The organism is Bradyrhizobium betae, assembly GCF_004123905.1.
In the GTDB taxonomy this organism is placed as follows: Bacteria; Pseudomonadota; Alphaproteobacteria; order Rhizobiales; family Xanthobacteraceae; genus Bradyrhizobium; species Bradyrhizobium betae_A.
Genome location: NZ_MZXW01000054.1, coordinates 89,366 through 115,061 on the forward strand (window position 1 = coordinate 89,366; position 25,696 = coordinate 115,061).

Consider the following 25,696-nt stretch of genomic DNA (forward strand, 5'->3'; position numbering starts at 1 on the left):
TCAACCCGTGAATTTGACATTCGGAACGCGCCGAGGCCTAGCACCAGCGGCAGCGGCCCCACGATGCGCAGCAGCCCGCGCATGATACGGCGCATCCCACACCAACGGCACAACCCGCACATCGGCAGCCGACGCCACATCGGCAGCTACGGCAACCCCGACAGCCCCTGCAGCCGCGGCAACCGCCGCATCCGCGCCATGCCAGCTGCACGCGGCTCCCGGCGTTTTCCTTGTCGAAGAGATGGAAGGTGGCGAGGCTGACGTCAGCCATTTCCTCTTCATCGAGCGTGATTGCCTGACCCGTTCCAAAGTACGGCAATTGTTGTACGTCGGGTGTCGGCACGGCGGACGCCGATGCGCCTCCCGCCAGCGAGAACGTCAACCCTGCGGCTCCTAACGCCGGCACGGCGACTTTGGTTACTCGCTTCTTCCCTTTAGAAGTCTTCTTCGCCTGCCGCATGGTCGAACCTCCGAGCATTGCAAGAAGCGTCCCAGCCGCGGTAAGTCTACGCCGAGGAAATAACGCGAGCAACAATTACGCGCATAAAAGCGCGGCGCCGCACGTCCAGGATGTATTCATCTTCATGAACGACGGCGGCGGGGCCAGTTGACACAACGCATCAACGATCCGCGCTCTTGGTGCGCGTGCAGCTTGGTGCAGTGCCGCAATCGCATCCTAGTTTGAACGGAGAGATCGGCGTGGCGGATCAACTCGGACATTTCGCTTGGTACGAACTGCTGACCACGGACGTCGCGGCGGCGGGCGCATTCTATCGCAAGGTCGTCGGCTGGGGCGTGAAGGCGGAATCGACTCCGGAACTGCCTTACAGGGTGCTTCGTAGCGGCGGCACCCGGGTGGGCGGGCTTTTGGATATCCCGGAAGAGGGGCGGAGATCAGGGGCGACGCCGAGATGGATGGGATACGTCGCCGTCGACGACCTGGACGCCACCACCACGCAGATCAGGCGTCTTGGAGGCACGATCCTTGTCCCACCGACCGACACCAATATTGGCCGCATAGCAGTCGTTGCCGATCCGCAGGAGGCGACGTTCGGGCTGATCAAAGAACCGACCTATGGCCGACGGAAACCCGGCCGGGTGGACGAGCCGGGGCGCGTAGGCTGGCACGAGTTACTGGCCGCCGACCGGACCTTGATCTTCGATTTCTACCGAGAGCTATTCGGTTGGCAAAAGGCCGACGCTCAAAGCGAACCAGCGGCATGGTATCAATTGTTTTCGGCGGGTGGGCAGACTGTCGGCGGCATGCTCACGAAACTTCCGAGCGTAGCGCAGCCGAGCTGGCTGCATTACTTCAATGTTGACGACATCAGTGCTGCCACGAAGCATGTGAATGCTGGTGGAGGCCGGATCCTGCAGGGGCCGATCGAATTGCCTGATGGCTGCTGGATCGCACGATGTGTCGACCCCCAAGGCGCCCTGTTTGCATTGCAGGGCGCCCGGGGGCAGACAGGCATTGAGCCATCCTCGGCCTCGGAAATCGGCTGGTCCGCCAAGTGGGGTGGCATTGCCTCCCAGGGGAGAATTATTCTGCCCAAGCCGAAGCGCTAGCAACAGCGTCTGTCCGGCTCGACCCTGCAATAGCCCGCGCCGGGAGCAGGGGAGGCCTGCGATAGGCCGATCCGGGGCTATCAGGGGCAAGTTCCCGTTGCGTGGCGCCACCCCGTGCGCTATCCGGCCAGAAAGGCCTGAGGCGGCTACCATATTTTCCCGCCCGGCCGGTCAAACCCGAGGACGGAAACCGCCATGCCAGCCTATCGCTCCCGCACCACCACCCACGGCCGCAACATGGCGGGCGCCCGCGGCCTCTGGCGCGCGACGGGCATGAAGGACGGCGATTTCGGCAAGCCGATCATCGCGGTCGTCAACTCCTTCACCCAGTTCGTGCCCGGCCACGTCCATCTGAAGGACCTCGGCCAGCTCGTCGCCCGCGAGATCGAGCAGGCCGGCGGCGTCGCCAAGGAATTCAACACCATCGCGGTCGACGACGGCATCGCCATGGGCCATGACGGCATGCTCTACAGCCTGCCGTCGCGCGAACTGATCGCCGACAGCGTCGAGTACATGGCCAACGCCCACTGCGCCGACGGCCTCGTCTGCATCTCCAACTGCGACAAGATCACCCCCGGCATGCTGATGGCCGCGCTGCGGCTCAACATCCCCGCCGTGTTCGTCTCGGGCGGTCCGATGGAGGCGGGCAAGGTCACGCTGCAAGGCAAGACCAAGGCCGTCGACCTCATCGACGCCATGGTGGCCGCGGCCGACTCCAAGGTCAGCGACGAGGACGTCAAGGTGATCGAGCGCTCGGCGTGCCCGACCTGCGGCTCCTGCTCGGGCATGTTCACGGCGAACTCGATGAACTGCCTGACCGAGGCGCTCGGTCTCGCGCTGCCCGGCAACGGCACGGTGGTCGCAACCCACGCCGACCGCAAGCGCCTGTTCGTCGAGGCCGGCCACACCATCGTCGATATCGTGCGCCGCCATTACGAGCAGGACGATGCTAGCGTGCTGCCGCGCAATGTCGCGAACTTCAAGGCGTTCGAGAACGCGATGACGCTCGACATCGCGATGGGCGGCTCGACCAACACCGTGCTGCATCTGCTCGCGGCGGCCCATGAAGGCGAGGTGAAGTTCACCATGCAGGATATCGACCGGCTGTCGCGCCGCGTTCCCGTGCTGTGCAAGGTCGCGCCCTCGGTCGCCGACGTCCATGTCGAGGACGTGCATCGCGCCGGCGGCATCATGGGCATTCTGGGCGAGCTCGATCGCGCCGGCCTGATCGACACGTCGGTCTCGACCGTGCACGCGCCGACCATGAACGATGCGCTGGAGCGCTGGGACATCAAGCGCTCGAAGAGCGAGTCCGTGCGCACCTTCTTCCGCGCCTCGCCCGGCGGCATCCCGACCCAGGTCGCGTTCAGCCAGGAGCGCCGCTACGACGAGCTCGACAGCGACCGCGAGAAGGGCGTCGTGCGTAACCTCGAGCACGCCTTCAGCAAGGACGGCGGCCTCGCCGTGCTCTACGGCAACCTCGCGCAGGACGGCTGCATCGTGAAGACCGCCGGCGTCGATGCCTCGATCCTGAAGTTCTCCGGCCCCGCGCGCGTATTCGAGAGCCAGGACGCCGCGGTCGAAGGAATCCTCGGCGGCAAGGTCGTCGCCGGCGAGGTCGTGGTCATCATCTATGAAGGCCCGCGCGGCGGCCCCGGCATGCAGGAGATGCTGTATCCCACCAGCTATCTGAAATCGATGGGCCTCGGCAAAGCCTGCGCGCTCGTCACCGACGGCCGCTTCTCCGGCGGCTCGTCGGGCCTGTCGATCGGCCATCTGTCGCCGGAAGCAGCCGAAGGCGGCAACATCGGTCTCGTCCGCACCGGCGACCGCATCGCCATCGACATCCCGAACCGCAGCATCACGCTCGATGTGTCGGACGAGGAACTCGCCAAGCGCCGCGCGGCGGAAGAGGCGAAGGGCGACACCGCATGGCAGGCGATCGGCCGCAAGCGCAACGTCTCGACCGCGCTGCAGGCTTACGCCGCACTCACCACCAGCGCCGCGCGCGGCGCGGTGCGCGAGGTGAAGCGTCGCGGGAAGTAAGCGCTGCTGCGTTCGCAGCTAGCGCCCATGGTCAACAAGTTCTGAACGGCCGGCGAAAGCCGGCCGTTCGCATTAAGGATGCCTCGACGAACTTCGGCAGCCTAGGATTTTGCGGCGTATACTGCGGCGACCTTCGCAAATCCATTTCGGGCAACTGGGGCACCACCACAATGTCTCGTACTCTCGCTGTCGTTTTCTCAACGGCCGTCGCTGCGATTTCCATGACGACTGCGGCTTCCGCCGGCTGCTACAATTGCTACGCGCCGCCGCCGTGCCAGACCTGCTACCAGCAGCAATACGTCGCTCCGCAATACCGCACCGTCGACGAGACCGTGATGGTGTCGCCGGGCGCGACCGTCGCGCACCGCACGCCGGCGCAGTACCGCACCGTGATGGTGCCGCAGACCGTGATGGTGGCGCCGCCCGGTGTCCAGTACGAGCGCATCCCGCCGCAATACGCGACGCGCCAGCGCACCGAGATGGTCTCGCCCGGCTATTCCTATTACGCCCCGGTGCAGATGGGCTGCGCGTCCTGCGGCTACTGAGTTCAACGCAGCAACGACGAATTCCATACGGCGCTCCTCACGGGGCGCCGTTTTGCTTTTGAGGGCCGCAAACGAGGCCTGGAAATGGAAGTGACGCCAAACCGGGCCTCGCGGCCGGGAACATGCTTCGCGAATGCGAGCCATTTCTCGATTCGCATGGTCTTGCGGCGATAGTCTGGGTGGTGGCGCGTCCCGCGTGCTCACACTGCACGGCATTTTGAACCGAAGAGAAAGCATTCTTGCTTTCTGATCTCCAGCGGGCAGGCGTTTCGCCTGTCGTGCGTTTGAACACCGTCGAAAAATGCGCCTGCGTGCAGAAGCCAACGGCAAGCGCGACCTCGACCAGTGGGGTTTCGGTTGTTGATAAGAGAGACTTGGCATGTTCGATGCGCTGATGCTGGAGATATTCATGCGGACGGTAGCCAGTCGCAATTCGGAATTGCGCCGCGAAGTGCATGCGGGAGAGACCCGCGATGTTTGCGAGGTCGGAAAGACCGATGCCGCGGTCGAAATGCGCCTTGACGTACTCTTCGACACGACGCAGACGCCACTTGGGCAAGCCATTGACCTTGATCTGCGGGCGTTCGAGCCGAGCCACATGCATGGCGAGGGTCCGGCCTATGCAATGTGCATACTCCCCGTCGGTAGGGTCCCCATACCCGGTCAGCGCCTTTGCAAGTTGATCGACGAGAGGATCACGCAACAACACCAGTTCATTCATGCTTTCGGCCGCGCGCAACTGCCGCGTCGATTGCTGTGAAACCATGTAGTCGGCAGAAATGCGGAAGTGCAGGAAATCGAATGGCGAATGAAACTGCGCGATGATTCGCTTCGACGGCGCCGAGACGTACAGCGTGCCTGCCGGCATGTTGCCATCGAATATCGCCTGCCCATCGCCGGCCAATGTCAGGCGGGTTGCCTTGAGTGCGATTCCCAAAAAATATTGATCGGGTGGTGTCGTCGCTTCTGCACGCAGTGTGGCATTCTGCAGGTCGGTCCAGCGCGAGATTACGATGTCTCTGGCCGCGAGGCCGGGCTGGACTCGACGCCAGGACTGTTCCTGGTAGAGCCCCGCGGTTTCGGGCAAACTTTCATCTCGCAAGGAACAGTCTCGACGATTGAACGATCGTTCCACTTGTGTGCCGATGGACATCATCCGTTCTTTCCGGGTTCCGCCGCCGTTGCGACGGTCGTGAACCCTCAACATGTGCGATACAGGGAAAGATACGTCTGAAGGCGGATCGATACGGGTTATCGATTGCAAAATAGTGCTAAATCTTGAAAGAGGCAGTCGCTGTCGAACGGAGAGCGTGGCGTCACTTCGCTCCATTGAGATGCGTTGGTCGTCTTAGCAATTCTTAGCAATTCACAACGCGCGGGAGTGTGTCTCATCGCTATCCTGACCTCGTGGCACCTAGGAGAAGGGCCGCGAGGATCAAGGAGAATTCAGATGGAACAGCGTAGACCAATCGCCATCGTGACGGGGGGCAGCCGCGGTCTTGGGCGCAACACGACGATCAGCCTTGCGCGCAGAGGTGTGGATACCATCTTCACATACAAGTCGGCACGCAATGAGGCCGACATGGTGGCGGCACAAGTCAGCGAGATGGAATCCCGAGCTATACCTTTGCAGCTGGATGTCGGCGACGTGAGCGCGTTTGGCGGCTTTGTCGCGCAGGTGCGGGAAGCCCTGGCTTGCCTCGGAGCAACGCATTTCGATTATCTGGTCAACAATGCCGGCATTTCACATCACAATTCGTTTGAAATGACGACTGAGGACGAACTCGACGCTCTCTACAGGGTGAATTTCAAGGGCGTGTTTTTCCTGACGCAGAAATTGCTTCCGCTCATCAGAGACGGCGGCCGGATCGTGAATATCTCCAGCGGGCTCGCCCGTATCATCATTCCCGGCAGCGCGCCGTACGGCGCGTTTAAGGGCGCCATTGAGGTCCTTACGCGTTATCAAGCTAAAGAACTGGGCCCACGTCGGATCGCGGTGAATGCTGTGGCCCCCGGCGCAATGCAGACCGACTTCAGCGGCGGTATGGTGCGCGACAATCCAACACTCAACAAACAGGTCGCCGACATGACTGCGCTCGGGCGGCCTGGTGTCCCGGACGACGTCGGGCCGATGATCGCTTCGCTGCTGTCCGAGGACAACCGCTGGATCAACGCCCAGCGAATCGAGGTCTCGGGCGGCATGGCGATCTAGCTGCCCGCAACGGCTGTGCGGCTTCCTTGAAATCAAACCGGGGTCTCGCTATTTGCGTGGCTCCGTTATCTCCCGATGAGAGATCGTCAAGACGGATGGCGGGCGGCAGGTCGACCCGATCAGACGTGGGAGTCGCACGGCGCCGCCTCCAGAATGCTTGCGGCGGCGACGAGATCGGTCGAGCCCGTTTTCTCCGAATGCGCGCGATAGATTGGGCCGATGAGGGCGAGGGCTTCGTGGCTGCGCCGAGTTTGTATCAACAAGCGTGCCAGCGGCACGGCAGCCTTTAATTCCCAACCAGGGGAGGCCTGCATTGCCGCAAGTTCGATGGACTTGCGCAAGGATGACTCGGCGGATTCGAAGTCCGGTTGCGGGCTTCTCAAGATAATTTCGCCTTGTGTGCGCAGAAGGCTCGGAAGATAGAATTGCTGATTCATTTCCCGGGACGATGCCACGGCGCTGTCGATCGTCGCGCGCGCCTCGTCATGATTTCCGCACTGGGACAGCCCATCCGCCAGAGCTATCGACGCTGTTGGAGTGAGCATGTGCAGGCGCTCGCGGCGAAGCCGATCCAGCGCTTGTCGCAATGTCTCAACTCCGGTCGAGAAGTCTCCGGTCATCAAGAGCCATTCTCCTCTCAGGGCCAACGCGGCAGACGTGTGGGTTTTGATCGATAAACGTTCGGCGTGTACGCGCAGGCGCTCGATATACAGGGCCGACTCGACGGTGTTGCCGCTCCAAAGCAAGACAGGTACGGAGTGGGTGATCGCCATGGTGTAGTTGCTTGGCAGAGATATCTCCGCCGCATCGTCCATGGTCTTGATGGCCAGCTTGCAGGCGCTGTCGGGGGATCCGCGGAGCCAAACGCAGCGTGCCAGCGAGATCTGGGCCCTCAGGCGATCGTCGTATCCGAACAGATTGATTTTCGGGCGGCCGGTCGTGGCTTCAAGCCTGGAACCGCGCTCGTAGTGGGCGATCGTTGCCAGTTGGTCGCCCGCCATATGACTGGAAGCTGCCATCAGCCATTCAGCATTGATGCGATCTTCAGGAGAACCGCTGCGTTCTGCGATGGCTCCGCTGCGCTTCACGGCGGCCAACGCCGCCCCGAAATCACCAGTTCGGTTGAAGAAGAGGGCGAGGTCGCTCAGAAGGCGAAGCTGTTGGGGCGCTTGCCCGACAGCCTCGGAGAGAACCAACCCACGCTCCAGGGCATTCCGAACCTCCGGCGTATTGCCCAGGGTGTACATCGTGGACACCGCCAGCGCTTCCTGCAGGCGCGCTTCGCTCTCGGGAATTTCGCCGAGGTCGTCTTTAAAGCTTAATGCCAGTTGAGACCAGTGCCGGCATTCGTTCAACAACCAGAGACCGAGAAAGAGCGGGGCGGTGTCGGCCGCAAGCTGAACGCCAACCGGGCGGGACTTCTCGTTGGAAAATGTCCATTCGAGTGCCTTTCGCAAATTTCCGATATGCGGCGCGTGACGTCCAAGATCAGCATAGGTGCCGTGCTCGAGCGCGGTGGCTTTGAATAGCTTCGAAAAATAGAGCGCGTGGCGCGCGGCAATCGATTCAGTCTGTTCGGTCTCGGCCAGCTTGGCGGCCGCGTATGCCCGAGTCGTGTCGGGAAGCCGATAGAAGACGGTGTCACCTTCCTGATGAACCCAGACGAGAGACCGGTCGATCAAGCTCATGATCGTTCTGGAGACGTTGGCGCTGTCATGGTCGGCATTGTTCGTGATCGAACACGCGGCGTCCATGGTGAACAGACCGACGAGCATGGAGAGGGCGGATAGGACGCGCCGTTCCTCTCGATTGAGAAGCCTGAAGCTCCAGTCGAGCATCGATTCGAGCGTTCGATGCCGCGGAGCCGCGTCGCGGCGACCAACCAGGCCGAGGTCAACGTTATTGACGATCAGGTTGGCGACGCCAGAAATACCGTAGGTGCCAACCCTGCTGGCCGCCATTTCGATTGCCAGTGCAATTCCGTCGGTTCTTCGGCATATTCCGGAGACGATCGGCGCCTCGATGTCGCTCAGCTCGCCATTGAATCCGCTGAACCTGGCGCGATCCAGGAAGAGTTGCACGGCTGGGGTGGCCAGCGCCTGCGCTGCGGTGGGGCACTCCTCGATCGGGCAGGCGAGAGGGCTTAGCAAATGGATCGTCTCGCCGTCGACACGCAGCGCTTCTCGCGACGTCGTCAGCAGATGGGCAGCTGGAGCTTGTTGAAACAAGCGCGCGGCCAGACCCGACGTTGAATCGAGGAGATGCTCGCAACTATCAAAGATGATCAGCATACGTCTGCCAGCGAGGAAGTTCAAAATCTCCTCAACGGGATCGGCGCCTCCGATCCGGCAGCCAATTGCCGAGATGATAGCCTCAGGTACCCGTTCGGGGTCAGAGACGGCGCCGAGATCGACAAAAGCAATATTGTCGTCACCAAACTCCGCTCGCAAACGGTCCGCAACGACTGCCGCGGTTGTAGTTTTCCCGATGCCTCCGGAGCCGACGATGCTTACGAACCGACGTTCAAGGAGAAGTTCGACCAGGCTGTTGACAACATCGTCGCGGCCGACCAGCAACCGGGGTGGTGGCGGCACGCGGCCCGTGAGCCGGGGCGCCGGGGATGCGGTCGACCCCGACCGCGCCTCTACGGCCTTTCGCTCTATTGATGCGACGAAGCTGTAACCCACACCGCTGACATTGATGATGTAACGTGCACCATCGCGACCGTCTCCCAGCGCGCGGCGAAGCGATGCAATGTGTACTCTGACACCCGCATCGTCGACGGCCACGCCTCGCCATGCGAGATCGACCAACTCGCGCCGGCTGACGACCTCGCCGGCGCGATCGACCAGGACGATCAACAAGTCGAGCGCGCGCGAGCCGATCCGCACCGGCTTTCCGTCATTGGTCAGCAAGCGGCGCACACGATCCAGGCGAAAGTTTCCGAACGACGTCGTCGTTTTTGCCGAATGAACGTCGTTTCCGCCCTCGGGCAGCGAGGCCGAGGGGTCTTCAACCTGAAGCTTCGCAAGAATTTCCATCCGCCGCTCCCTTCCGCCCGCTATTCTCGAACTGGCACATAAGGCGCACAGAACGCGGGTAAAAATCTTCCGAAATATTGACGCAGGTTGCGGAAAGCTGATCCGCCCCGGGGTTATCCATTGGTCGAAGGCGCAGGGCCCTATGCGTTGTCGGCGGTTTCTGGTTGATCGCCTGACCGGCGCCATCGCCTGGGGCTGACACCAACGTTTTCCGTAAAGGACGTGGTGAAGTGGCTTTGGCTGGAAAATCCGCACGCAAGCGCGATCTCGGCTAGCGAAAGCGTCGAGGCTGACAGCATTGCTTGTGCCCGCTGCATGCGACGACCGAGCTGCCACTGATGAGGTGAGATTCCGGTGGTGCGCTTGAAGGCCCGACCGAAATGGGCGACCGAAATGCCGCATTCCTGGGCAAGTTCGGCCATGGAGGCGTCAAGCTGGCTATCCATAAGGTCTTTCGCACGACGTTCCTGCCATGCTGCCAGCCCGTATGCTCGAGTCTTGTTTGCGCCATTCAACGTCGCGTATTGTCCGAGCACGTTGATGCACGCAGCATCAAGGATCGAATCGAGCAGAAGTCTGGTCGTCGCATGGGGCCGGTCCATGGCCGCCAGAGCCGCCTCGGAGAGCTGACGCATGACAGGATCATCATGGCCGGTCGTAGGCAGATGGATGAAATCCGCGAATGCCGGCAGGTCGTTCTGTTCGGCGTAGGCCTTCATGGTCGAAATCGGCATGTAAAAGTGCACGGTGCCGCCGGGATTCCGACAAAGGACTCGCGGATCTTCTCTGAGATCGATGATGTAGGTTGTTCCGCCTTGCACGGGATCGGATGAGACGAACCGACTGCCTTGCCAGAATTCCTGCCGAATACCTTTGAGTGGAACGATCACCTGGTAGGCCTCGAGAAAGCCAAGCGATCCGCTTGGCTTTCCTGTGGCTCCTCCTCTCAGCACCGAGACAGCGATAGTCCCACGCTGTAAGGTGCGACGGACATGGGTGGGAGGTTCGGGCAAACGGAAACTGGCTGCCAGATGCGCACCATAGGCGCCTTTGCTGGCCGATTTCCCACCGGTGACGTGTGGCTCGCTCATCTGGAAACCTCGGCAGCGATCATGCGGCCGAATGCTCGATCAATCGACCGCAAACGCACGATCTCGTTGACGTCTGGACGTCATGCGCGCCTGACGAAGTCGGCGAGTGGCTCGGCCCCCGGAACAGAAGCCCTGCAGGCCTTGCCTGGTGCCGGTCCGAGGGGTCGAGCGTTGACGGCGCTATGGGTCTCACCGTAAAGAGCACTCACCGACCACGTTGGGTAGCAAAGCGGTAGTAACGGCCTCTTTTCGTTCAGCTCGCGCCGCTGCTAACCCTCTGAAATCGTTGAACCGGAAGGGTGGCCGAGTGGTTTAAGGCACCGGTCTTGAAAACCGGCGTGCCCGCAAGGGTACCGTGGGTTCGAATCCCACCCCTTCCGCCAGTCTATCCGACCGGGTCTCTCGGTCGGGCTTCCCGAGCAGGTGATTGGTGAATCAGACGTCCAATCCTGCCGCGCTCGACAAGCTGAAGCTCCGCATCCAGGCGTTGCGCGCCAAGACGATCGCCAATGGTTGCACCGAGGACGAGGCGCTGTCTGCCGCCGCCAAGGTCGCCGAGCTGCTGGATCGCCACGATCTGTCGCTCTCCGACGTCGAGCTGCGCGCCTCGCCGTGCGAACGGAGGGTCTTTGAGACCCATCGCAAGAAGCGCATTCCGCTGGACGACTGCATCGGCGCGATCGCTCATTTCTGCGATTGTCGGGTCTGGCGCGAGAAGAACGCGGCCGGCGAGAGCAGCTATGTGTTCTTCGGCCTCGGCGCGGATGTCGAGGTCGCGCAATACCTGGCTGAATTGATCGACAGCGCCGTGCGCGCCGAGCTTGGCCGCTTCAAGACCTCGGTCGACTACAGCAGGTTCCGGCACCAGGAGCGGCATCTGGCCAATGCCTCCTTCGCGCTCGGGATGGTGGCGTCCATCGCGGACAGGCTGGTGGCGATCAAGGCCAGTCGCGATCAGGTCAACGAAAGCACCGGCCGCGGGCTGGTCGTCCTCAAGACCTCGGTGGTCGATGCGGAATTCGGCAAGCTCGACCTCAATCTCCGGACCCAGCGCAGCTCCGGCCGGATGGTGTCGATGACGGCCTACGAAGCCGGCGGCGCCGCCGGCGCGTCGCTGGCCATCAATCCCGGCCTTTGCGGGACCACGCCCAAAGGAATCTGACCCGCTCGGGGGAGGGGCGTGGCTTCGGCCGGAGCTGACAGCATGGCGATATCATTCCGGTTAATCAGCCCTCTCGTCTACGCTGCTCGTGCAATAAAGTGCAGCGTCACCGTAATTCCGGCCGTTCATCGGCACGCGTGGGTGTCGGGCGTTTGGTAGTACGAGACATACCGCCATTGAAACGCGACGTCGGCGCGAGTCAAATTATCGATTACTTGTGGCTAGGAACGAGCACAAGCTACTGCCGGTCGTGATATGGATTATTTAGGTCGCCGGTCTCTGCCAGTGCAGCTTCGTGCGGTCCTCGTTGATGTTACCTTTGACGAATTCAAGGTGCTCAAAGCGTTCAACCATAGAACTCTTGTTGTTAGAGCGGACGTCAGTGTTTATCGCGGCGCTAGTCTCCTTCAGCTTTGAGACGAGCGACGAGCAAACATGTTGATTTCGTGCCGCTTGAGAAACACCAAGGTAAAGGAGCGTGAGCGCCTTATCGTCCCCATTAGCAAGCGCATACCCAACGATCGTTCCGTTGGCATCAGTCGCAACCCATGACTGCCCAGTTCCGACCGCCCCCTCGATACTGGCCTTTGTGTCGGTGTGGTCCCCCTTTGTATCACTATAGACTCTAGTCGGGACTTCCGGAGCAACCTCCGCGAAAACGTTCAGGATGCCGTCCACATCTCCGGAAACGGCAACACGGTAGGAAAATTTATTCATGGTTCACCGTCATCCGCTGGAGAACGTCACTTCGTCGGCAGGACGTGGCGGCAAGCGCGCCTTTGGTTGTTTCGCGTTGGCTTCGATGACAAATTTTAGATGAGCGCTCCCATGCTCTCAATGCCACAGGCGGCGTGTAATATTTACAAGGAAGGCAACAGGTACACCGATCAGTATCCCAACGACACCGTATAGAATTCCTAGCACGAATCCGCCGACCGGTCCGGAACTAGTCCCGATCCCGTATAGCACTCCGAATACACCAAGGCCGATCGCAATCGCGATCATGTTTCGATCATTGCGTGCCTCCACGTTGTAAATCGGCGGTCGTTTGCGATGGGTAGCGTTGGGCGGTCCGGCCGGCTGACGCGAACCGCATTTCGGGCACGCCGAAGCGCTAGACGAAACCGGAGAGTTGCAGTCGTGGCAGGAGATCAATTTCATCAGGCTTGCTGCCGATCGTGCGTCTTTGAAATCGCTTCCGTGATTCGGTTGGTCGAATACATAACCACCGAAATAAATGCGCTCGTGAAATAGACGATTGCCGCAAGTACCATGTCGATCACGGTACGGCTGTAGATCAAAAGCGCACAGCACACGATTAGGGCCACGAGACTCACGATAACAGTGAAGAAGTCACCTGAGCGCGCCGCATAGACGAACGGCGCGATGGCAGTAAGAAAACAACCGAACGCGATCGCGAGGGCCGCAATCAATGATCCGCCGGTTTGTAGGGAGGGAGCAACCTGCTTGGCGAAAGTGTCGAGATCAGGCTTCGGGATGTCGCCGTTGTAGACCAGGCAAATATATCCGCCCACCAGCACGCACAGGCATGCCAGCGAGGCGAACTTCACAGCGAAACGGATGTATTCCATTACGGAATACTATCGCGGGTTGCGGCAAAGTCAGAAGTCAATTTGGCTGCCGCAAAATTCCTCTGTGGAGAATTACCGGCGGGCCGCAAATGCGACGGCTTTTTATCGGACGGTAACGGGCATGAGCGATTTTTTGGTGCACGTTCAAGAGATTAAGGGCCAGCGCGTGGTCCTGACATATGTCCGCACGACCGACCGGCGATTGCCAACTATGACCGGAGAGGTAATTAGCCCCGAAGTGTCTCGCAATTTCCAAGTGACCGTTTCACTTCAAGGACTGGATCACTTGCTGCAAATGCGACGACGATGCGCGATGGATCGGGCAAAGATCGGCCTCTAAATCGCTAAGTGTTGGTTGGGCGTTGGTTGAGTTCCCAAACCTAGCAGCCCCCTTTGTTGACGCCCTTCCGCCAGTATATCCGGCCTGGGTCCGTCGGTCGGGCTTTCCCGGGCAGGTGATCGGTGAATCAAACGTCCAATCCGGCCGGGCTCGACAAGCTCAAGCTCCGCATTCAGGCGTTGCGCGCCAAGACCATCGCCAATGGCCGCACCGAGGACGAGGCGCTGTCTGCCGCCGCCAAGGTCGCCGAGCTGCTGGATCGCCACGATTTGTCGCTCTCCGACGTCGAGCTGCGCGCCTCGCCGTGCGAACGGAGGGTCTTTGAGACCCATCGCAAGAAGCGAATTCCCCTGGACGACTGCATCGGCGCGATCGCTCATTTCTGCGATTGTCGGGTCTGGCGCGAGAAGAACGCGGCTGGCGAGAGCAGCTATGTGTTCTTCGGTCTGGGCGCGGATGTCGAGGTCGCGCATTATCTGGCCGAATTGATCGACGGCGCGGCGCGCGCCGAACTTGGCCGCTTCAAGACCTCGGTCGACTACAGCAGGTTCTGGCACCAGGAGCGACATCTGGCCAATGCCTCCTTCGCGCTCGGGATGGTGGCGTCCATCGCGGACAGGCTGGTCGCGATCAAGGCCAGTCGCGATCAGGTCAACGAAAGCACCGGCCGTGGGCTGGTCGTCCTCAAGACCTCGGTGGTCGATGCGGAATTCGACAAGCTCGACCTCAATCTCCGGACCCAGCGCAGCTCCGGCCGGATGGTGTCGATGACGGCCTATGAAGCCGGCGGCGCTGCTGGAGCGTCGCTGGCGATCAATCCCGGCCTTGCCAAGCGGCGGTCAAGGACCACGCGCAGAGGGAGCTGAACCGCACCGGGGAAGTGGGCTTCGGACGGAGCGGAGAGCAGGGCGACATCATTCCGGTTTATCAGCTGTCGTCTGTGCTGCCCGTGCCAATAAAGTTACTAAAGTGTAGCGTCACCGTAATGGAGCCGTGGCTCGAAATCAGACAGCCGCACGTCGTCAGGCCAGCGATCGGCGTCCAGTGCAACATGGTCGCCACAATGGTAATAGGTCAGGACGCCGCCCACGCCCATCTCGCGCATTTCGCCGAAGGTGATCTTAATCGGCCGGCCATCGGCGGGCGTAGGCCTGTTGCGGCGGGCGGGGTGAGACATGGCGCCATCGAAGCGCGGCGCCGCCGAGAGTCAAATTATCAATCCCTGGGCCCCGGAACGCGCGTGAGCTATTACGCGTCGTGGGTGTGGAAATTGCGCTCGCCAACGCCGCCGCTACTTCTCGGAGCAATCCTGATACCTGCGCCGCCACTGGGTCCACCATTGTTCACGAAAAGGCTGTTTGAAATGACGACTCGTGCGATTCCGCTGCTTGTAACGACTTCGAGGCCGCTCAGAGCGCCGGAACTGACACGTGCGTGGCCTACCTTGACATCGTCAAGGATCAAGGTGCATGGCGATTCTACGTAGATTCCTTGGTAAGCACCATTGGTTGTGGGAGTCATATCGATATCCAGGCCCCGAAGCACCACAGTGTCGGTTTGGTTTGTTTCAATGTTAATGCCCGGAAAGCCCGGCCCCGCAGTTACTTGCGCGTGAACACCCTTGCAATCGATCGTAATGGATTTGTTGATCGTTACCCCTCCGCACAAGCCAGAAGTTAGACAGCTCACCTCGCCGCCGGCGTTGGTCTTGCTGACCGCGACAACAAACGATGCGCACGGAGCGGTGTCCGTGCACGGCGAGCCGTCGTTACCTTGGGCGGATACCCAACTGTGATAATTTTGGGCTTGAGCAAAAGCGGCATAGCCGTTGAGGGTCAACAAAGCGAACATAAAAAGAAGAAGGCGCACTACAATTCTTCGATGTTAGAGTCGAGTTCATCGAACAATAGATTACATACGTAGGCGCCAACAAAAATTCAGGCAACTTCCAAAGGAAGCTGAACGCATCGGACTTTCGATTGATGGTAGAGCCGAGGGCCACGAATGTGATCGTCGATCTCGCCAGCCCTTGGAGGCGGGGAACGGTGCGCTAGGCGACTTCGGAATAGTCGCATTATGCCCCTGTTTTGCCCGACGTGTCAAATCGGCCATGCCGGACGCAAAAGCTGTGGATTCGCAGCGCCTCGGCTACTGTGCACGGGGTTGTTTCAAACATTTTACGGCCCGGCCTCACTGATACTTCCAATACGTCGAAGCCAGCGGCGGCTCCGGGAACTTCCGCACCTGGGACAGGCGCGGCAGCTTCATCCCGTTGATGAGGAGCAACTTGATATCGTCCATGACGGCGCGGTTGGTCGCGAACACCGTATGGTTCAATCCCAAGATCTCGTCACCGATCGCGGTCACGTCGATCGTATCCAGGTTGGGGAGGAGAACGGGTCCGGTGGCGAACACCATCCCGGCTCTTGGGAAATCGTTCAGCTCGGCCGATGCGATCAGGGCCTTATCGGCGGACGATGCGTACAGCGTTGCCCCATCAACAATCTTCCTCGCCAGGGGAAACTGGATCATGAACTTGTCGCGGGCAACGTCGGGCGCGGCCATGACCAACTGCCGCACCCTGACCGGATTGGACCGCTGCGCCAGTTGATCCAGCGCCGGCAGCACGACGCGGTTTCCCATGCTGTGGACGATGATGTCGATGTGCTCGATCCCGCTGTCGTGCAGCGTGGTCAGCAGCTCGGCAAATTCGGCTTGCGCGATGTCGGCGCTGTCCTGGTCGTAATTGTAGTCGCGCACTTTTCCCTTCGAGCTCCAGGAGAACAGCACCGACACGCCTTGATATTGCAGGTCCCAGACGATCTGCGCGTTTCGATAGAGCGCGTCCTCGAACCCCGTATTGAAGCCGTGCACGAAAACGAGGGCGCGATTCTGCGATTGGTCGGCCTGCCTTTTGACCAGCTCCTTCCAGTCGTCGTACGACGTCGCCGCGAGCCGCTTGATCGAGAAGTGCTTGGTTTCATCGGTGGCCGATTTGTAGTCGATCCCCAGGAAGTGCCACTCGGACGGAAGCTCGATCTGGCCCGGCTCATGATCTTCCGGAATACGGATGCCGGCAACGCCATAGCTCAAGATGCCCGATCGCGGCGCGTCGGTATCAAGCGTCGAGACGTTGTTCGTGATCTTGATGTTGCGATCCGTCGCAAAGAAGAACTCGACCAGCCGGGCATCCCGATTGCAGGAACTCGGCTGCAACTCACAGGACTGCACCACCGTTCGGTTCGGACCGCTACTCGAATATCCGTGGTGAGAGCGACCACCGTCTTTCTTCGTAGACGTCGCCTGCGTCCTGGTGCCGTAAACATCGGCGCGCGTCATCTCGGCGGCCAGAATCCTGCTGCCATCCTGGATACTGAAGCTCCAGGAGGAGACGCCGTCGGCATGCCGCACTCCCGCTTCGACGATGGTTTGTTTGGAGAGAGGCCGCTCGTCGTCGATCTTGACGTCAGTCACTGGTCCCAATCGTGAAAGGATCGCGTATTTGGGCTGAGCGTCGGGCCGGTAGCCTTGCGCCGTCGTCGACTTCACCTTCGCAAGGTCCGACGTTCGGAGGCCCTCGACGAAATTGGAGATGTTCTGCTCCAACGCAGTCTGATCTGCACTCGTGGCGGCATAGAGCGCGCCTGATTGAAGCGTGAACAGGAGCAACCAGGACAGGGACGCGATGAAATGCGAAATTCTCATGAAGTGACCTCTGTCTCTGCAATCTGGTCCGCGCTCTTTCCATCCGGCAGGGAACGCGTCCTTGAACGGCGGGCGTATGAAATAGATCACGCAACCCGAGAAATAATTTCCGGTCGCGCAGGCGCGAAGGTGCGTGTTTAGATGACATCACCCCAAAGTTGTGGTTAGTTTCCCGGCGCCTTCTCCGTCTTGCATGCCCGGGGGCTGGAATGGACACCGAAGCACTGACCGTCGCTTATGCGCGTGTGAAGGCGATCCTGGATGAAGCCGCTGGCGACAGCACCGCAGACTATGGCGGTGCGGGCCGCTTCTGGGACAAGGGCGCGTCGGCGCTGGAGACGGCCGAGATCTTCGGCATCAAGATGGTCGCGCCACCGCCGGAGGGCCACGCCTGCTGCATTCCGCCGCACGCGCGCAGTGACGCATCCGGTCTGATCAAGGGATTGCGCGGCGAAGCGCCGTTCGATGGCGGCCGCTTCCCGGCGCTGCCATGGGGCGGGCACGCGGTTGCGCCTGCCGATATCGATCGCATCGCCGACTGGATCGATGCCGGCTGCCCGGACGATGCGACGAGCGTCGCGGTGGAACTCGCGCCCGGCAAGCCGGCGAAGACCGCGACCGTGAAAGTCAGCGAGATCGCCGAATTTGCCGAGGCGGCCGACGGCTATTCACCGGCCGCTGGGATCGGCGAACCCAGGCGGCGCATGAACATCGACTGCATGAGCGAGCTGCAGCTCGAGCGCCTGCGCCGTGGTTTCCGCCAGCTCTATTCGCTCAATCGCTGGCCCGAGGATCGGCGCAGCTACAACAACCAGGCGCTGGTCCATCAAAACCACTGCCAGCACGGCTGGGAGCGCTTCCTGCCCTGGCACCGCGCCTATCTCTACGAGTTTGAGCAGAACCTCCAGGATTTCGAGCCCGGGCTGATGCTGCCGTACTGGGACTTCACCATGCCGGAATATAAACCGGAGGATCCCGCGAACGGCTGCATCATCCCGACCTCGATGAAGGCCTATCTCACCGAGGAGGCGGCCGAGACGCTGGTGGCCGCGCTCGATCCCGCGCCGACAGCGGCGCAGAAGAAGGCGATCCTGGCGCTCGCGCAGGACCGCGTCACCTTTGCCTCGCAGCACGGCTTCTTCTGCACCATCATCGGCAAGATCGGCTACACGGCCGTCACGCCCGATCCCAAAAACGCCAACCGCCAGCGCTTCATCGACGCGCTGCTGATGTCGAACTCGCTCTGGTATCCGCTGCGCTATCCGGCCGAATATGCCGGCGGCGGCACGATCAACGAGGTCATCAACTATCACTACCCCTCGGCCGACGACATCGCCCAGATCCTGAGCCTCAACAATTTCCGCGATTTCGGCGGCGGCAGCATCTACGACGCGGCGTTCGGCTTTCTCGACCAGAATCCGCACAACACCATGCACATCTGGACCGGCGGCCAGAATCCCGATGCTGGGCAGGCGACCTATGTCTGCAAGGACGGTCCAACCGCGACGGGAGCGACGCCACAGCCGGGCGCCGCGACCGAGCGTGTGCGTGCGCTCGCGAACCGCCGCAACGATGCGGCTCAGGTCGGGGGCCGCCGCTTTCATGCCCGCTCGGACCTTTATTCGCAGCCGGGCCTTGGCGACATGTTCAGCAATCTGACCGCGTCCTACGACCCGGTGTTCTGGCCGATCCACGTCAACATCGATCGCATCTGGTGGGAGTGGCAGAAGCTCAACCCGAATGCGCTACCGGCCGATCTGGAGTCCGTGCTGTCGCCGTGGAACTACACCATCCGCGACACGCTCGATATCGCGCCGTTCGGCTACGAATACGTTCGCAGCTCGCATTTCATGCCGGTTGGACTTGAGGCGCCGGTCAGTCGCTTCGTGTCGCAACCGATCACGGTGCCGCAGGGCGCACGCAGCTTCAAACGCGCGGAGATCCGCCTGCACCAGGTGCCGCAATTGATGCGCTCCTGCTTCGTGCGCGCCTTCCTGAACGAGCCCGGCGCGGACGCCTCGACGCCGATCAGGGGCAACCCGCATTACGCTGGCTACATCTCGATCTTCGGACACGGCGCCTGCTACGGCGGTCCCGGTCATTGTGATAGCCCGCCCCCCCAGCCGCGGCGCTTCGATCAGCGCGGGCGCAGCCACAACACGCCGCGCAACCACCGGATCGATGTCACCGCAGTCGCGAAGCAGGCGCTCAAGAAGAAGGGGCCCTTGCAGATCACGCTGGTGGTGATCGGCGGTGACTACCAGGAGGAGAGAGAGCTTCTGAAGCTGGAAGGCGTGTCGATCAATTTCCTGGATTGAGCAATTTCCTGGCAAGTTTCCTGGATTGAGAAGGTGGCGGGGAAGTCATGGCGACGTATCGAATCCATCCGGGCATCGGCATCGCGCGCCTGGGCAACAGCGACAGCGAATTCTACCTTGCGCCGGAGACGCCGGCGGCGCTGCCGCTCGCCTGCGACAGCTTTGGCAATCCCTTGCACGGCGCGGACGGCGTCATGCCGGTTCCGATCAAGACGTTCAAGGATGCGCAGGGCCGCGTGAAGCGTCAGGCCGCGCGCTTCCAGATCTTCGTCTATGACGATGAGTCCCCGGAAGGCCGGCCACTGGCGCTCGGCGATGACGTCGAGGGCGGCGGCAATCACGGTGTGCTGGTCGACATCCAGTGGCGCGTCTATGTGGCCAACAAGAAGGCCTCCTGGTATCCGTTCACCGAGCTAAAGGGCGAGCATGGGTACGCCCCCGGCAGTGCGCGCCGCAATGCCGACGTCACTGGCCAGGACCGCGACCTCCTCATTATCGATCCCGGTCCGCGCAGCGTGAACGCGACCACTAGCCGCCGCGCGCATTTCGACCGCTCCGGCGGCCCCGGCGGCTATGCCACCACGTTTCCGCCGAAGGGGCTCCAGCCGTTCGACATCGACACGCTCGGCGAGATGATGACCGACAACAAGGGCCGGCTCGTTGTGCTCGGCGGTCACGGCAATTCGGGCATGGACGTCAGCGGCAGCTTTGGTCCCAAGATCGAGGACTACGCCAACACCGATGGCTGGTACGACGACATCTCCGATGGGCCGGTGATGGCGCGGTTGATCATGTATTCAAAGCAGGTCAGCCAGACCCGCTATATCGACGTCGAGTTTCCGGCATGGGTGGTGGTTGGCTATCCGCGCTTCGCGCCGCAGATCCTCGACATGATCACAATGGACGAGGTGCTGTACGACCTCTATGTGCGCCAGTTCGCTACCGACACTGGCGTCTACGGCATCCTCGGCACCTACGACGATCCGCAGCAGATCCCGTTTCGGGACGAGGCGGCACTGCGTCACTGGCAGGCCGGACGGCTGGCGTGGAATCGCAACTACCGACCCTGGTTCTATCGCGACATCTGGCCGATCCTGTTCCGGCCGGATGAGTTTCGGTATCTGAACGACATCCTTCAGCAATCGAACTATCCGCACGACCAGGCGCAGCGCGGTACGTTCGATCCCAACAAGCTCTCGCAGACACCGAAGCGCGCGACGCGGCCGATTGAGACGGAGACGCCGTCGGAAGCGCCGCTGCGCGATGCCAGCCAGGGCGAGGCGGTCATGGCGGTGGCGCAGGTCGCAGGTCCGACCCACCATGCCAAGGCCGACGATCCCTACGGTCCGATGCGCCGTTTCCTGTTCGACCTGTTGCGGCGCGCGGGCGAGGCGAACGCGTTCCAGGTTCAGGACCGCGCATCGTCGCGCGTCCATTCGCTGCCGCTGATGCCGCTGCTCTGCGGCGACAATCCGCTGACCAACGAGACGCCGTCGAAATTCCTTCATCTCACCGAGTACCAGCTCTTCGTTCTCGGCCAGTGGGCCCGCGGCTGGTTCATCAACGAGAAGGAGGAGGGATGGCTGCCCAAGGCCTATTCACCCTTCGAGCCTTACCCGAAGACGCCGCCGAAGACCGGCCGCGAGCTCGACCGCGGCGTGCTCAGCAATGTGCTGGGCGGCGCATTTTGTCCGGGCGGCGAGCTCGGCTGGGTGATGCGCAACCCTTCGATCTACTGGGCGCCGTATCGCGTCAACGCCGATCGCAGCGTCTCGGATTTTCTCCAGAGCGCCGCCCAGGCCAATCAGTCCGGAGGCAGCGTGATCGCCGACCCGACCTTCAATGTCGAGTCGCCGCTCGCCCAGGACAACGATTTCGAGACCGGCCTGCAGCCGGGCGACCTCACCAAGTACATGGGCCTGCCCTGGCAGTCCGATTTCAACGAATGCACCACGCAGCCGATCAACATCACCTACGCCGACTGGAACAACCTTTATCCCGATAGCGACAATGATGAGCGGTTGAGCCGCGACGAGAAGACCTGGACCACCCTGTGGTGGCCCGCGCATCGGCCTTTGCAGTCGTTCGAAATCGCGTCCGTCGTCAACGGCCAGCCGAGCTATGTCTGGACCACCTGGAGCCGCGGCATTCCGCAGATCCCGGTCGGTGATCTCAAGATGGTCACCGATTGGTCCAGGCTCGGCTTCATCGTGCGCAATCCCTACCAGCCCGGCGCCAAGTCGGCCGACGATCTCACCTACAAATACATCGCGTCGAGCGAACCGCCGATCCCAAAAGCGAGGCATCATGAGCGACAATCCATTTGTCGGACATTGGACCTATCGCAGCCTGCTCAATGATCCCGACGTCAACACGGACTTCAACAATCTCGAATTCGGCCGCGGCACGATCGAGATCGTCGCAGCGCCGATGCAACTCCTGGCCGGGACGATCGGCGGCCCGGGCTGGTCGCTCGCTTTGAAGGGATCGCGCGCCTACGGCTCGCCGATGCAGGTGCGCTTCCAGGGCACCGGCGTGGTCAGCGGCGAGGAGTGGATCTACGACTATTGGGGCGCGCTGGTGCCGGCCTGGCCCAATGGCGTCGACCAGCGCCCGGCCATCGTCGGCTCGGTGATCCGCACCATCCCGCACAGCGGCGGCTCACCGGGCACCGTGGCGCCGGCCGGCGTGGTGGCGTCCTTCTACGCCGTTCGGGCCGACTGACTTGGCCGCGTTCGACATCATCATCGCAGGCGCAGGTCCAGCCGGCGCGGCCGCTTCGCGCGCGCTGGCGATGTGCGCGCCGGAGCTTCGGGTGGCCGTGATCGCGCCGGACGAGCGGCGCGGGCGGGGACGAGGCGAGGTGTTGTCGCCGCTGGTGCAGCCGGTGCTGCGCCAGCTCAGTCTGTGGCCGGCCTTTCTAGCGCAGGACTTTGCGCCGTCGCATCGGACGCTCACCTCGTGGGATGAGGAAGGCCTGACGTCGAGCGAATTGCTGCTGGAGGCGCGCGGGCCGTCATGGCGCGTCGACCGGGCCGCGTTCGACGGCTGGATCGCGACGGAGGCCTGCAGAGGGGCCGAGCGCGTCGATGCAAAAGTGTTGCGTCTTGAGCGCGCGGCGGACGGCTGGTCGGTCGCTTGCGAGGACGGCACCAGCCATTCCGCCCGACTGATCATCGATGCCACGGGCCGCGCCCGCGCGCTCGCCGATCGCCAGGGTTTTCGGGCGAAAGCGCGGGACCGCCTGATCGCGGCCTATGCGGAGGCGACGACATCAGGACCGGCTGCACCGGAACTGCTTGTCGAGGCCTTTGAAAATGGCTGGTGGTACACGCTGGCGCTAGGCGAGGGCAGGCGCGCCTTTGCCTGCATGACGGATTCCGATCTCGCCCGCGGCCTCAGATTGAACACGACCGATGGCTGGCGCGCGGCGCTGGCGAAGACGCAATTCGTCTCGGCGGTGGCGAGCAGGGTCATCCAGTTCGAGCCGCCACGCCTGATCCCTGCCGGCGGCCGCACCGCCGCAACGGCGACAGGCTTCCGTTTCCTCTGCGCTGGCGATTGCGCGAGCGCTTTCGATCCGATCTCGGGCCATGGCGTCGTCAAGGCGATGCGTTCGGGCGTGTTTGCCGCCTATGCCGCCAGCGACTGCCTTGCGCGCGGAGATGCCGCCGCCCTCGGTCGCTACGATTCATGGGTCACACGCGAAGCGGCGGTCTACACGACGACGCTGGGCGAGCATTACGACAGCGTCTCGCGCTGGGCCGATCGGCCGTTCTGGCAGCGCCGGCGCGCCGGCATGTCATCGAGCAATTCTTTGAGCAGTCTCTCCGAACAATAGGGCGGACACCATGATGAAGAGCTTTGCGCGAATTGGTCTTGTCATCGCCGCGCTCGGACCGAGCGTCCAGGCATTTGCGGCACCTGCGCCTCGTGCGTTCGAGCCGCCGCCGACTTTGCCCGGGCAGGGCGATGTGGTGCGATTGGAGGCAGCCATAGCGCCGGCCGTCGGCGGTTGCCGGCCGCAAGGGTCGATCTCGCGCAGCGGCGCGATCGTCTCCGTGGTGCTGAACTTCGTGCGCGGGCACTTCTTCATCAACAACCCCGATCCCACCGACCCGCAGCCGGGTGGTCTCGATCCGGTCGAGCTGCGCTCCTATGGCGGCTGCAAATCGGGCCCTGCGATCTTCGTCAAACCGGGCGACACGCTGCGCGTCGACCTGATCAATCAGCTTGCGAAGGACGATCCGAGCTGCCTGCCCAATCCGCCGTCGGGGCTCGGCCTGCCCGACCTGGTCGGCTGCTTCAACACGACCAATCTGCACACCCATGGCCTGCACGTGTCGCCAGCGGGTAACAGCGACAACGTACTGCTCAACATCGCGCCGCAGACCAAATTTCCCTACGAGATCAACATTCCGAACGACCATCCGGCGGGGACGTTCTGGTATCACGCGCACCGCCACGGCTCGACGGCCGTGCAGGTGGCGAGCGGCGCATCGGGCGTGCTGGTCGTCAAGGGCGAGCGTCCCTACACGCCGCCAACGCCGCAAAACCCGAAGCCGATCGCCGATATCGACACGGTGCTGCATGACGACAACGGGACGCCGCTGAAGGAGCAGCTGTTCCTGTTCCAGCAGATTGCCTATGCCTGCTTCCAGAACCAGCCAAACCAGCCGGGTGGCCCGTGGCAGCAGATCTACACCACGCAGGGGCTCTACAACGCCAACAGTCCGAACAACATCGCCAACGCGCCGTGGACATGCCCGCTCGCGACCCCAGGCAATCCGGTCAGCCCCGGCGTGGTCGAGAATTTTGGCCTGCAACTGGACTCCGCGACGATCTGGGACACCAATGGCCGCTTCACCAGCGTCAATGGCATCGTGCAGCCGACGCTCACTTTGCCGGCCGGCGAGATCCAGCGCTGGCGCTTCGTGCATTCCGGCATTCACGACACGGTCAACGTTCAGCTCGTGCGCGCGACGCCCACGACGACCCTGATTGCGAACTCAGCGCTGAGCGGCAACCGCCTGCAGCAGAAGGCCGATCTTCTGGCTGCCTGCAACGCGTCGCCCGGCACGCTAATCCCGCAATTCGAGATCGCGAATGACGGTCTGACGCGAACCAAACTGCGGACCATCCACGCCTCGCAAGTCGGCGGCGTGCTGGAATCGAACTACATGCAGCCCGGCTATCGCAGCGATGTCCTCGTCGTCTTCCCATCGGACGGCGACTACTGCCTGCTCAACCAGGCGGCACCGCCGGCCGAGCGTGTGTCCAACGGCAATGGCGGCGGGCAGGGACCCTCGACGCCGCAATTGCTGGCCTACATCCATGTGCGCGGCGGCCAGCCCGTGACCGGCGACCTGGAGGCCTATGTCGGCAAGGCACTGTACGATGCCAATCCGACGCTGCCGGATCCCGTCCGCACCGGACTGCGTGACGGCGACCTGCGGCCGTGGGCGCCATTCGAAAACCTTGCGCCGCCGGCTGCCGGCAGCCAGCAGCAGCAGGCTGCCTTCGCGATCAACTTCCCGGCCTTCACGGTCAACAACAAATCATACGACCCTGATGTCGTGAACTTCACCCGCGAGGTCAATACCACGGACGACTGGCTGCTCTCCGCGCAAGGCGAGCCGCACATCTTTCATATTCACGTCAATCCGTTCCAGGTGATCGACGTCATCACCACCAACGCCAACGGTCAGCAGATCTCGATCTACAATCCCGACGGCACCTGCAAGCCTGATATAGTGTATGCCGACAAGCAGCAATTGGCGAACCAGTATTGCGGTATGTGGCACACATTCCGCGACACGATCATCGTCGAGAACAATTATCAGATCCGCGTCCGGACGCGATACGACCGCTATATCGGCGAGTACGTCCTGCACTGCCACATCCTCGACCACGAGGATGCCGGCATGATGGCCAACATCGCGATCGTCCCCGATCTCAACGCGCCCGGCGGCGGCCTCGGGATGGCAGGCATGCGCCACGCCAAGCAGCCGACGGCCACACCGGCATCGATGCCGGCCGGTCACAAGCATTGAGTGCGGCGAGAGCAGGAAGAGT

19 protein-coding genes and 1 tRNA gene are annotated in these 25,696 nt (G+C 62.1%); 12 read left to right on the forward strand and 8 right to left on the reverse strand.

The genetic code is table 11. The features are described 5' to 3' along the window. The first annotated feature begins 699 nt into the window (after positions 1-699). The 3 genes from B5V03_RS38290 to B5V03_RS38300 all read left to right on the forward strand — a co-directional run bounded on the left by B5V03_RS38290 (position 700) and on the right by B5V03_RS38300 (position 4,160). On the forward strand, positions 700-1,569 hold the full coding sequence (locus B5V03_RS38290; RefSeq protein WP_245502472.1) for a VOC family protein: 870 nt from the start codon (positions 700-702) through the stop codon (positions 1,567-1,569). A 195-nt stretch (positions 1,570-1,764) separates the two neighbouring features. Continuing rightward, the gene (ilvD, locus tag B5V03_RS38295) at positions 1,765-3,615 is read left to right on the forward strand and encodes a dihydroxy-acid dehydratase (protein ID WP_129275583.1); all 1,851 of its coding nucleotides are present in this window, start codon (positions 1,765-1,767) and stop codon (positions 3,613-3,615) included. Between the two features lie 221 nt (positions 3,616-3,836). Further along, the gene (locus tag B5V03_RS38300; protein WP_129275584.1) at positions 3,837-4,160 is read left to right on the forward strand and encodes a hypothetical protein; all 324 of its coding nucleotides are present in this window, start codon (positions 3,837-3,839) and stop codon (positions 4,158-4,160) included. Between the two features lie 37 nt (positions 4,161-4,197). Here B5V03_RS38300 and B5V03_RS38305 read toward each other — a convergent pair whose 3' ends face one another. After that, on the reverse strand, positions 4,198-5,313 hold the full coding sequence (locus B5V03_RS38305) for a helix-turn-helix domain-containing protein (protein ID WP_129275755.1): 1,116 nt from the start codon (positions 5,311-5,313) through the stop codon (positions 4,198-4,200). Positions 5,314-5,610: 297 nt separating this feature from the next. Between B5V03_RS38305 and B5V03_RS38310 the strand changes: the two genes are divergently transcribed. After that, a complete protein-coding gene (locus tag B5V03_RS38310) occupies positions 5,611-6,372 on the forward strand; it encodes an SDR family NAD(P)-dependent oxidoreductase (protein ID WP_129275585.1) in 762 nt (253 codons plus the stop codon). Between the two features lie 119 nt (positions 6,373-6,491). Here B5V03_RS38310 and B5V03_RS38315 read toward each other — a convergent pair whose 3' ends face one another. Both B5V03_RS38315 and B5V03_RS38320 read right to left on the reverse strand, forming a co-directional pair. Beyond that, entirely contained in the window at positions 6,492-9,413 is a 2,922-nt protein-coding gene (locus tag B5V03_RS38315) for an ATP-binding protein (RefSeq protein WP_129275586.1), read from the reverse strand. 140 nt (positions 9,414-9,553) lie between these two features. Next, complete coding sequence (locus B5V03_RS38320; RefSeq protein WP_129275587.1) at positions 9,554-10,504, reverse strand: helix-turn-helix domain-containing protein; 951 nt, start codon at positions 10,502-10,504, stop codon at positions 9,554-9,556. A 293-nt stretch (positions 10,505-10,797) separates the two neighbouring features. Between B5V03_RS38320 and B5V03_RS38325 the strand changes: the two genes are divergently transcribed. Both B5V03_RS38325 and B5V03_RS38330 read left to right on the forward strand, forming a co-directional pair. Further along, positions 10,798-10,887, forward strand: a tRNA-Ser gene (locus B5V03_RS38325). 47 nt (positions 10,888-10,934) lie between these two features. Further along, positions 10,935-11,666 carry a DUF7168 domain-containing protein gene (locus tag B5V03_RS38330; RefSeq protein WP_129275588.1) on the forward strand — a complete coding sequence of 244 codons (732 nt, stop codon included), beginning with the start codon at positions 10,935-10,937 and terminating at the stop codon, positions 11,664-11,666. Positions 11,667-11,930: 264 nt separating this feature from the next. Here the strand turns inward: B5V03_RS38330 and B5V03_RS38335 are convergent, their stop codons facing one another. Both B5V03_RS38335 and B5V03_RS38340 read right to left on the reverse strand, forming a co-directional pair. After that, entirely contained in the window at positions 11,931-12,383 is a 453-nt protein-coding gene (locus B5V03_RS38335) for a GNAT family N-acetyltransferase (protein WP_129275589.1), read from the reverse strand. A 443-nt stretch (positions 12,384-12,826) separates the two neighbouring features. Next, on the reverse strand, positions 12,827-13,258 hold the full coding sequence (locus B5V03_RS38340) for a hypothetical protein (RefSeq protein ID WP_129275590.1): 432 nt from the start codon (positions 13,256-13,258) through the stop codon (positions 12,827-12,829). Between the two features lie 462 nt (positions 13,259-13,720). Between B5V03_RS38340 and B5V03_RS38345 the strand changes: the two genes are divergently transcribed. Beyond that, on the forward strand, positions 13,721-14,464 hold the full coding sequence (locus tag B5V03_RS38345) for a DUF7168 domain-containing protein (protein WP_129275591.1): 744 nt from the start codon (positions 13,721-13,723) through the stop codon (positions 14,462-14,464). Between the two features lie 98 nt (positions 14,465-14,562). On the opposite strand, the gene B5V03_RS38350 is transcribed toward B5V03_RS38345, so the two are convergent. The 3 genes from B5V03_RS38350 to B5V03_RS38360 all read right to left on the reverse strand — a co-directional run bounded on the left by B5V03_RS38350 (position 14,563) and on the right by B5V03_RS38360 (position 17,204). Further along, complete coding sequence (locus tag B5V03_RS38350) at positions 14,563-14,775, reverse strand: hypothetical protein (RefSeq protein WP_129275592.1); 213 nt, start codon at positions 14,773-14,775, stop codon at positions 14,563-14,565. Between the two features lie 71 nt (positions 14,776-14,846). Next, positions 14,847-15,467 carry a hypothetical protein gene (locus B5V03_RS38355; protein ID WP_129275593.1) on the reverse strand — a complete coding sequence of 207 codons (621 nt, stop codon included), beginning with the start codon at positions 15,465-15,467 and terminating at the stop codon, positions 14,847-14,849. A 321-nt stretch (positions 15,468-15,788) separates the two neighbouring features. Then, the gene (locus tag B5V03_RS38360; protein WP_164988566.1) at positions 15,789-17,204 is read right to left on the reverse strand and encodes an alpha/beta hydrolase; all 1,416 of its coding nucleotides are present in this window, start codon (positions 17,202-17,204) and stop codon (positions 15,789-15,791) included. Positions 17,205-17,512: 308 nt separating this feature from the next. On the opposite strand from B5V03_RS38360, the gene B5V03_RS38365 reads away from it, so the two are divergent. From B5V03_RS38365 to B5V03_RS38385, 5 genes are read left to right on the forward strand one after another with little or no spacing between them, the layout of a single operon-like run. Then, a complete protein-coding gene (locus tag B5V03_RS38365) occupies positions 17,513-19,621 on the forward strand; it encodes a tyrosinase family protein (RefSeq protein ID WP_129275595.1) in 2,109 nt (702 codons plus the stop codon). 47 nt (positions 19,622-19,668) lie between these two features. Next, positions 19,669-21,981, forward strand: coding sequence for a LodA/GoxA family CTQ-dependent oxidase (locus B5V03_RS38370; RefSeq protein WP_245502474.1), 2,313 nt, complete (start codon positions 19,669-19,671; stop codon positions 21,979-21,981). Then, positions 21,929-22,345, forward strand: coding sequence for a hypothetical protein (locus tag B5V03_RS38375; RefSeq protein WP_129275596.1), 417 nt, complete (start codon positions 21,929-21,931; stop codon positions 22,343-22,345). The genes B5V03_RS38370 and B5V03_RS38375 overlap by 53 nt, the downstream gene beginning before the upstream one ends. A gap of 1 nt (position 22,346) precedes the next feature. Beyond that, positions 22,347-23,462 (forward strand): NAD(P)/FAD-dependent oxidoreductase, encoded by a 1,116-nt coding sequence (locus tag B5V03_RS38380; RefSeq protein ID WP_245502475.1) that lies wholly within the window; start codon positions 22,347-22,349, stop codon positions 23,460-23,462. Between the two features lie 10 nt (positions 23,463-23,472). After that, a complete protein-coding gene (locus tag B5V03_RS38385) occupies positions 23,473-25,674 on the forward strand; it encodes a multicopper oxidase family protein (protein WP_129275597.1) in 2,202 nt (733 codons plus the stop codon). Positions 25,675-25,696 lie beyond the last annotated feature (22 nt).

What these genes read in the sequence shown, in the direction of transcription:
- ilvD (WP_129275583.1), top strand. Translation starts at nt 1,765, where the DNA reads ATGCCAGCCTATCGCTCCCGCACCACCACCCACGGCCGCAACATGGCG.
- B5V03_RS38315 (WP_129275586.1), bottom strand. Translation starts at nt 9,413, where the DNA reads ATGGAAATTCTTGCGAAGCTTCAGGTTGAAGACCCCTCGGCCTCGCTG.
- B5V03_RS38300 (WP_129275584.1), top strand. Translation starts at nt 3,837, where the DNA reads ATGACGACTGCGGCTTCCGCCGGCTGCTACAATTGCTACGCGCCGCCG.
- B5V03_RS38350 (WP_129275592.1), bottom strand. Translation starts at nt 14,775, where the DNA reads ATGTCTCACCCCGCCCGCCGCAACAGGCCTACGCCCGCCGATGGCCGG.
- B5V03_RS38310 (WP_129275585.1), top strand. Translation starts at nt 5,611, where the DNA reads ATGGAACAGCGTAGACCAATCGCCATCGTGACGGGGGGCAGCCGCGGT.
- B5V03_RS38365 (WP_129275595.1), top strand. Translation starts at nt 17,513, where the DNA reads ATGGACACCGAAGCACTGACCGTCGCTTATGCGCGTGTGAAGGCGATC.
- B5V03_RS38335 (WP_129275589.1), bottom strand. Translation starts at nt 12,383, where the DNA reads ATGAATAAATTTTCCTACCGTGTTGCCGTTTCCGGAGATGTGGACGGC.
- B5V03_RS38375 (WP_129275596.1), top strand. Translation starts at nt 21,929, where the DNA reads ATGAGCGACAATCCATTTGTCGGACATTGGACCTATCGCAGCCTGCTC.
- B5V03_RS38340 (WP_129275590.1), bottom strand. Translation starts at nt 13,258, where the DNA reads ATGGAATACATCCGTTTCGCTGTGAAGTTCGCCTCGCTGGCATGCCTG.
- B5V03_RS38385 (WP_129275597.1), top strand. Translation starts at nt 23,473, where the DNA reads ATGATGAAGAGCTTTGCGCGAATTGGTCTTGTCATCGCCGCGCTCGGA.
- B5V03_RS38370 (WP_245502474.1), top strand. Translation starts at nt 19,669, where the DNA reads ATGGCGACGTATCGAATCCATCCGGGCATCGGCATCGCGCGCCTGGGC.
- B5V03_RS38305 (WP_129275755.1), bottom strand. Translation starts at nt 5,313, where the DNA reads ATGTCCATCGGCACACAAGTGGAACGATCGTTCAATCGTCGAGACTGT.
- B5V03_RS38320 (WP_129275587.1), bottom strand. Translation starts at nt 10,504, where the DNA reads ATGAGCGAGCCACACGTCACCGGTGGGAAATCGGCCAGCAAAGGCGCC.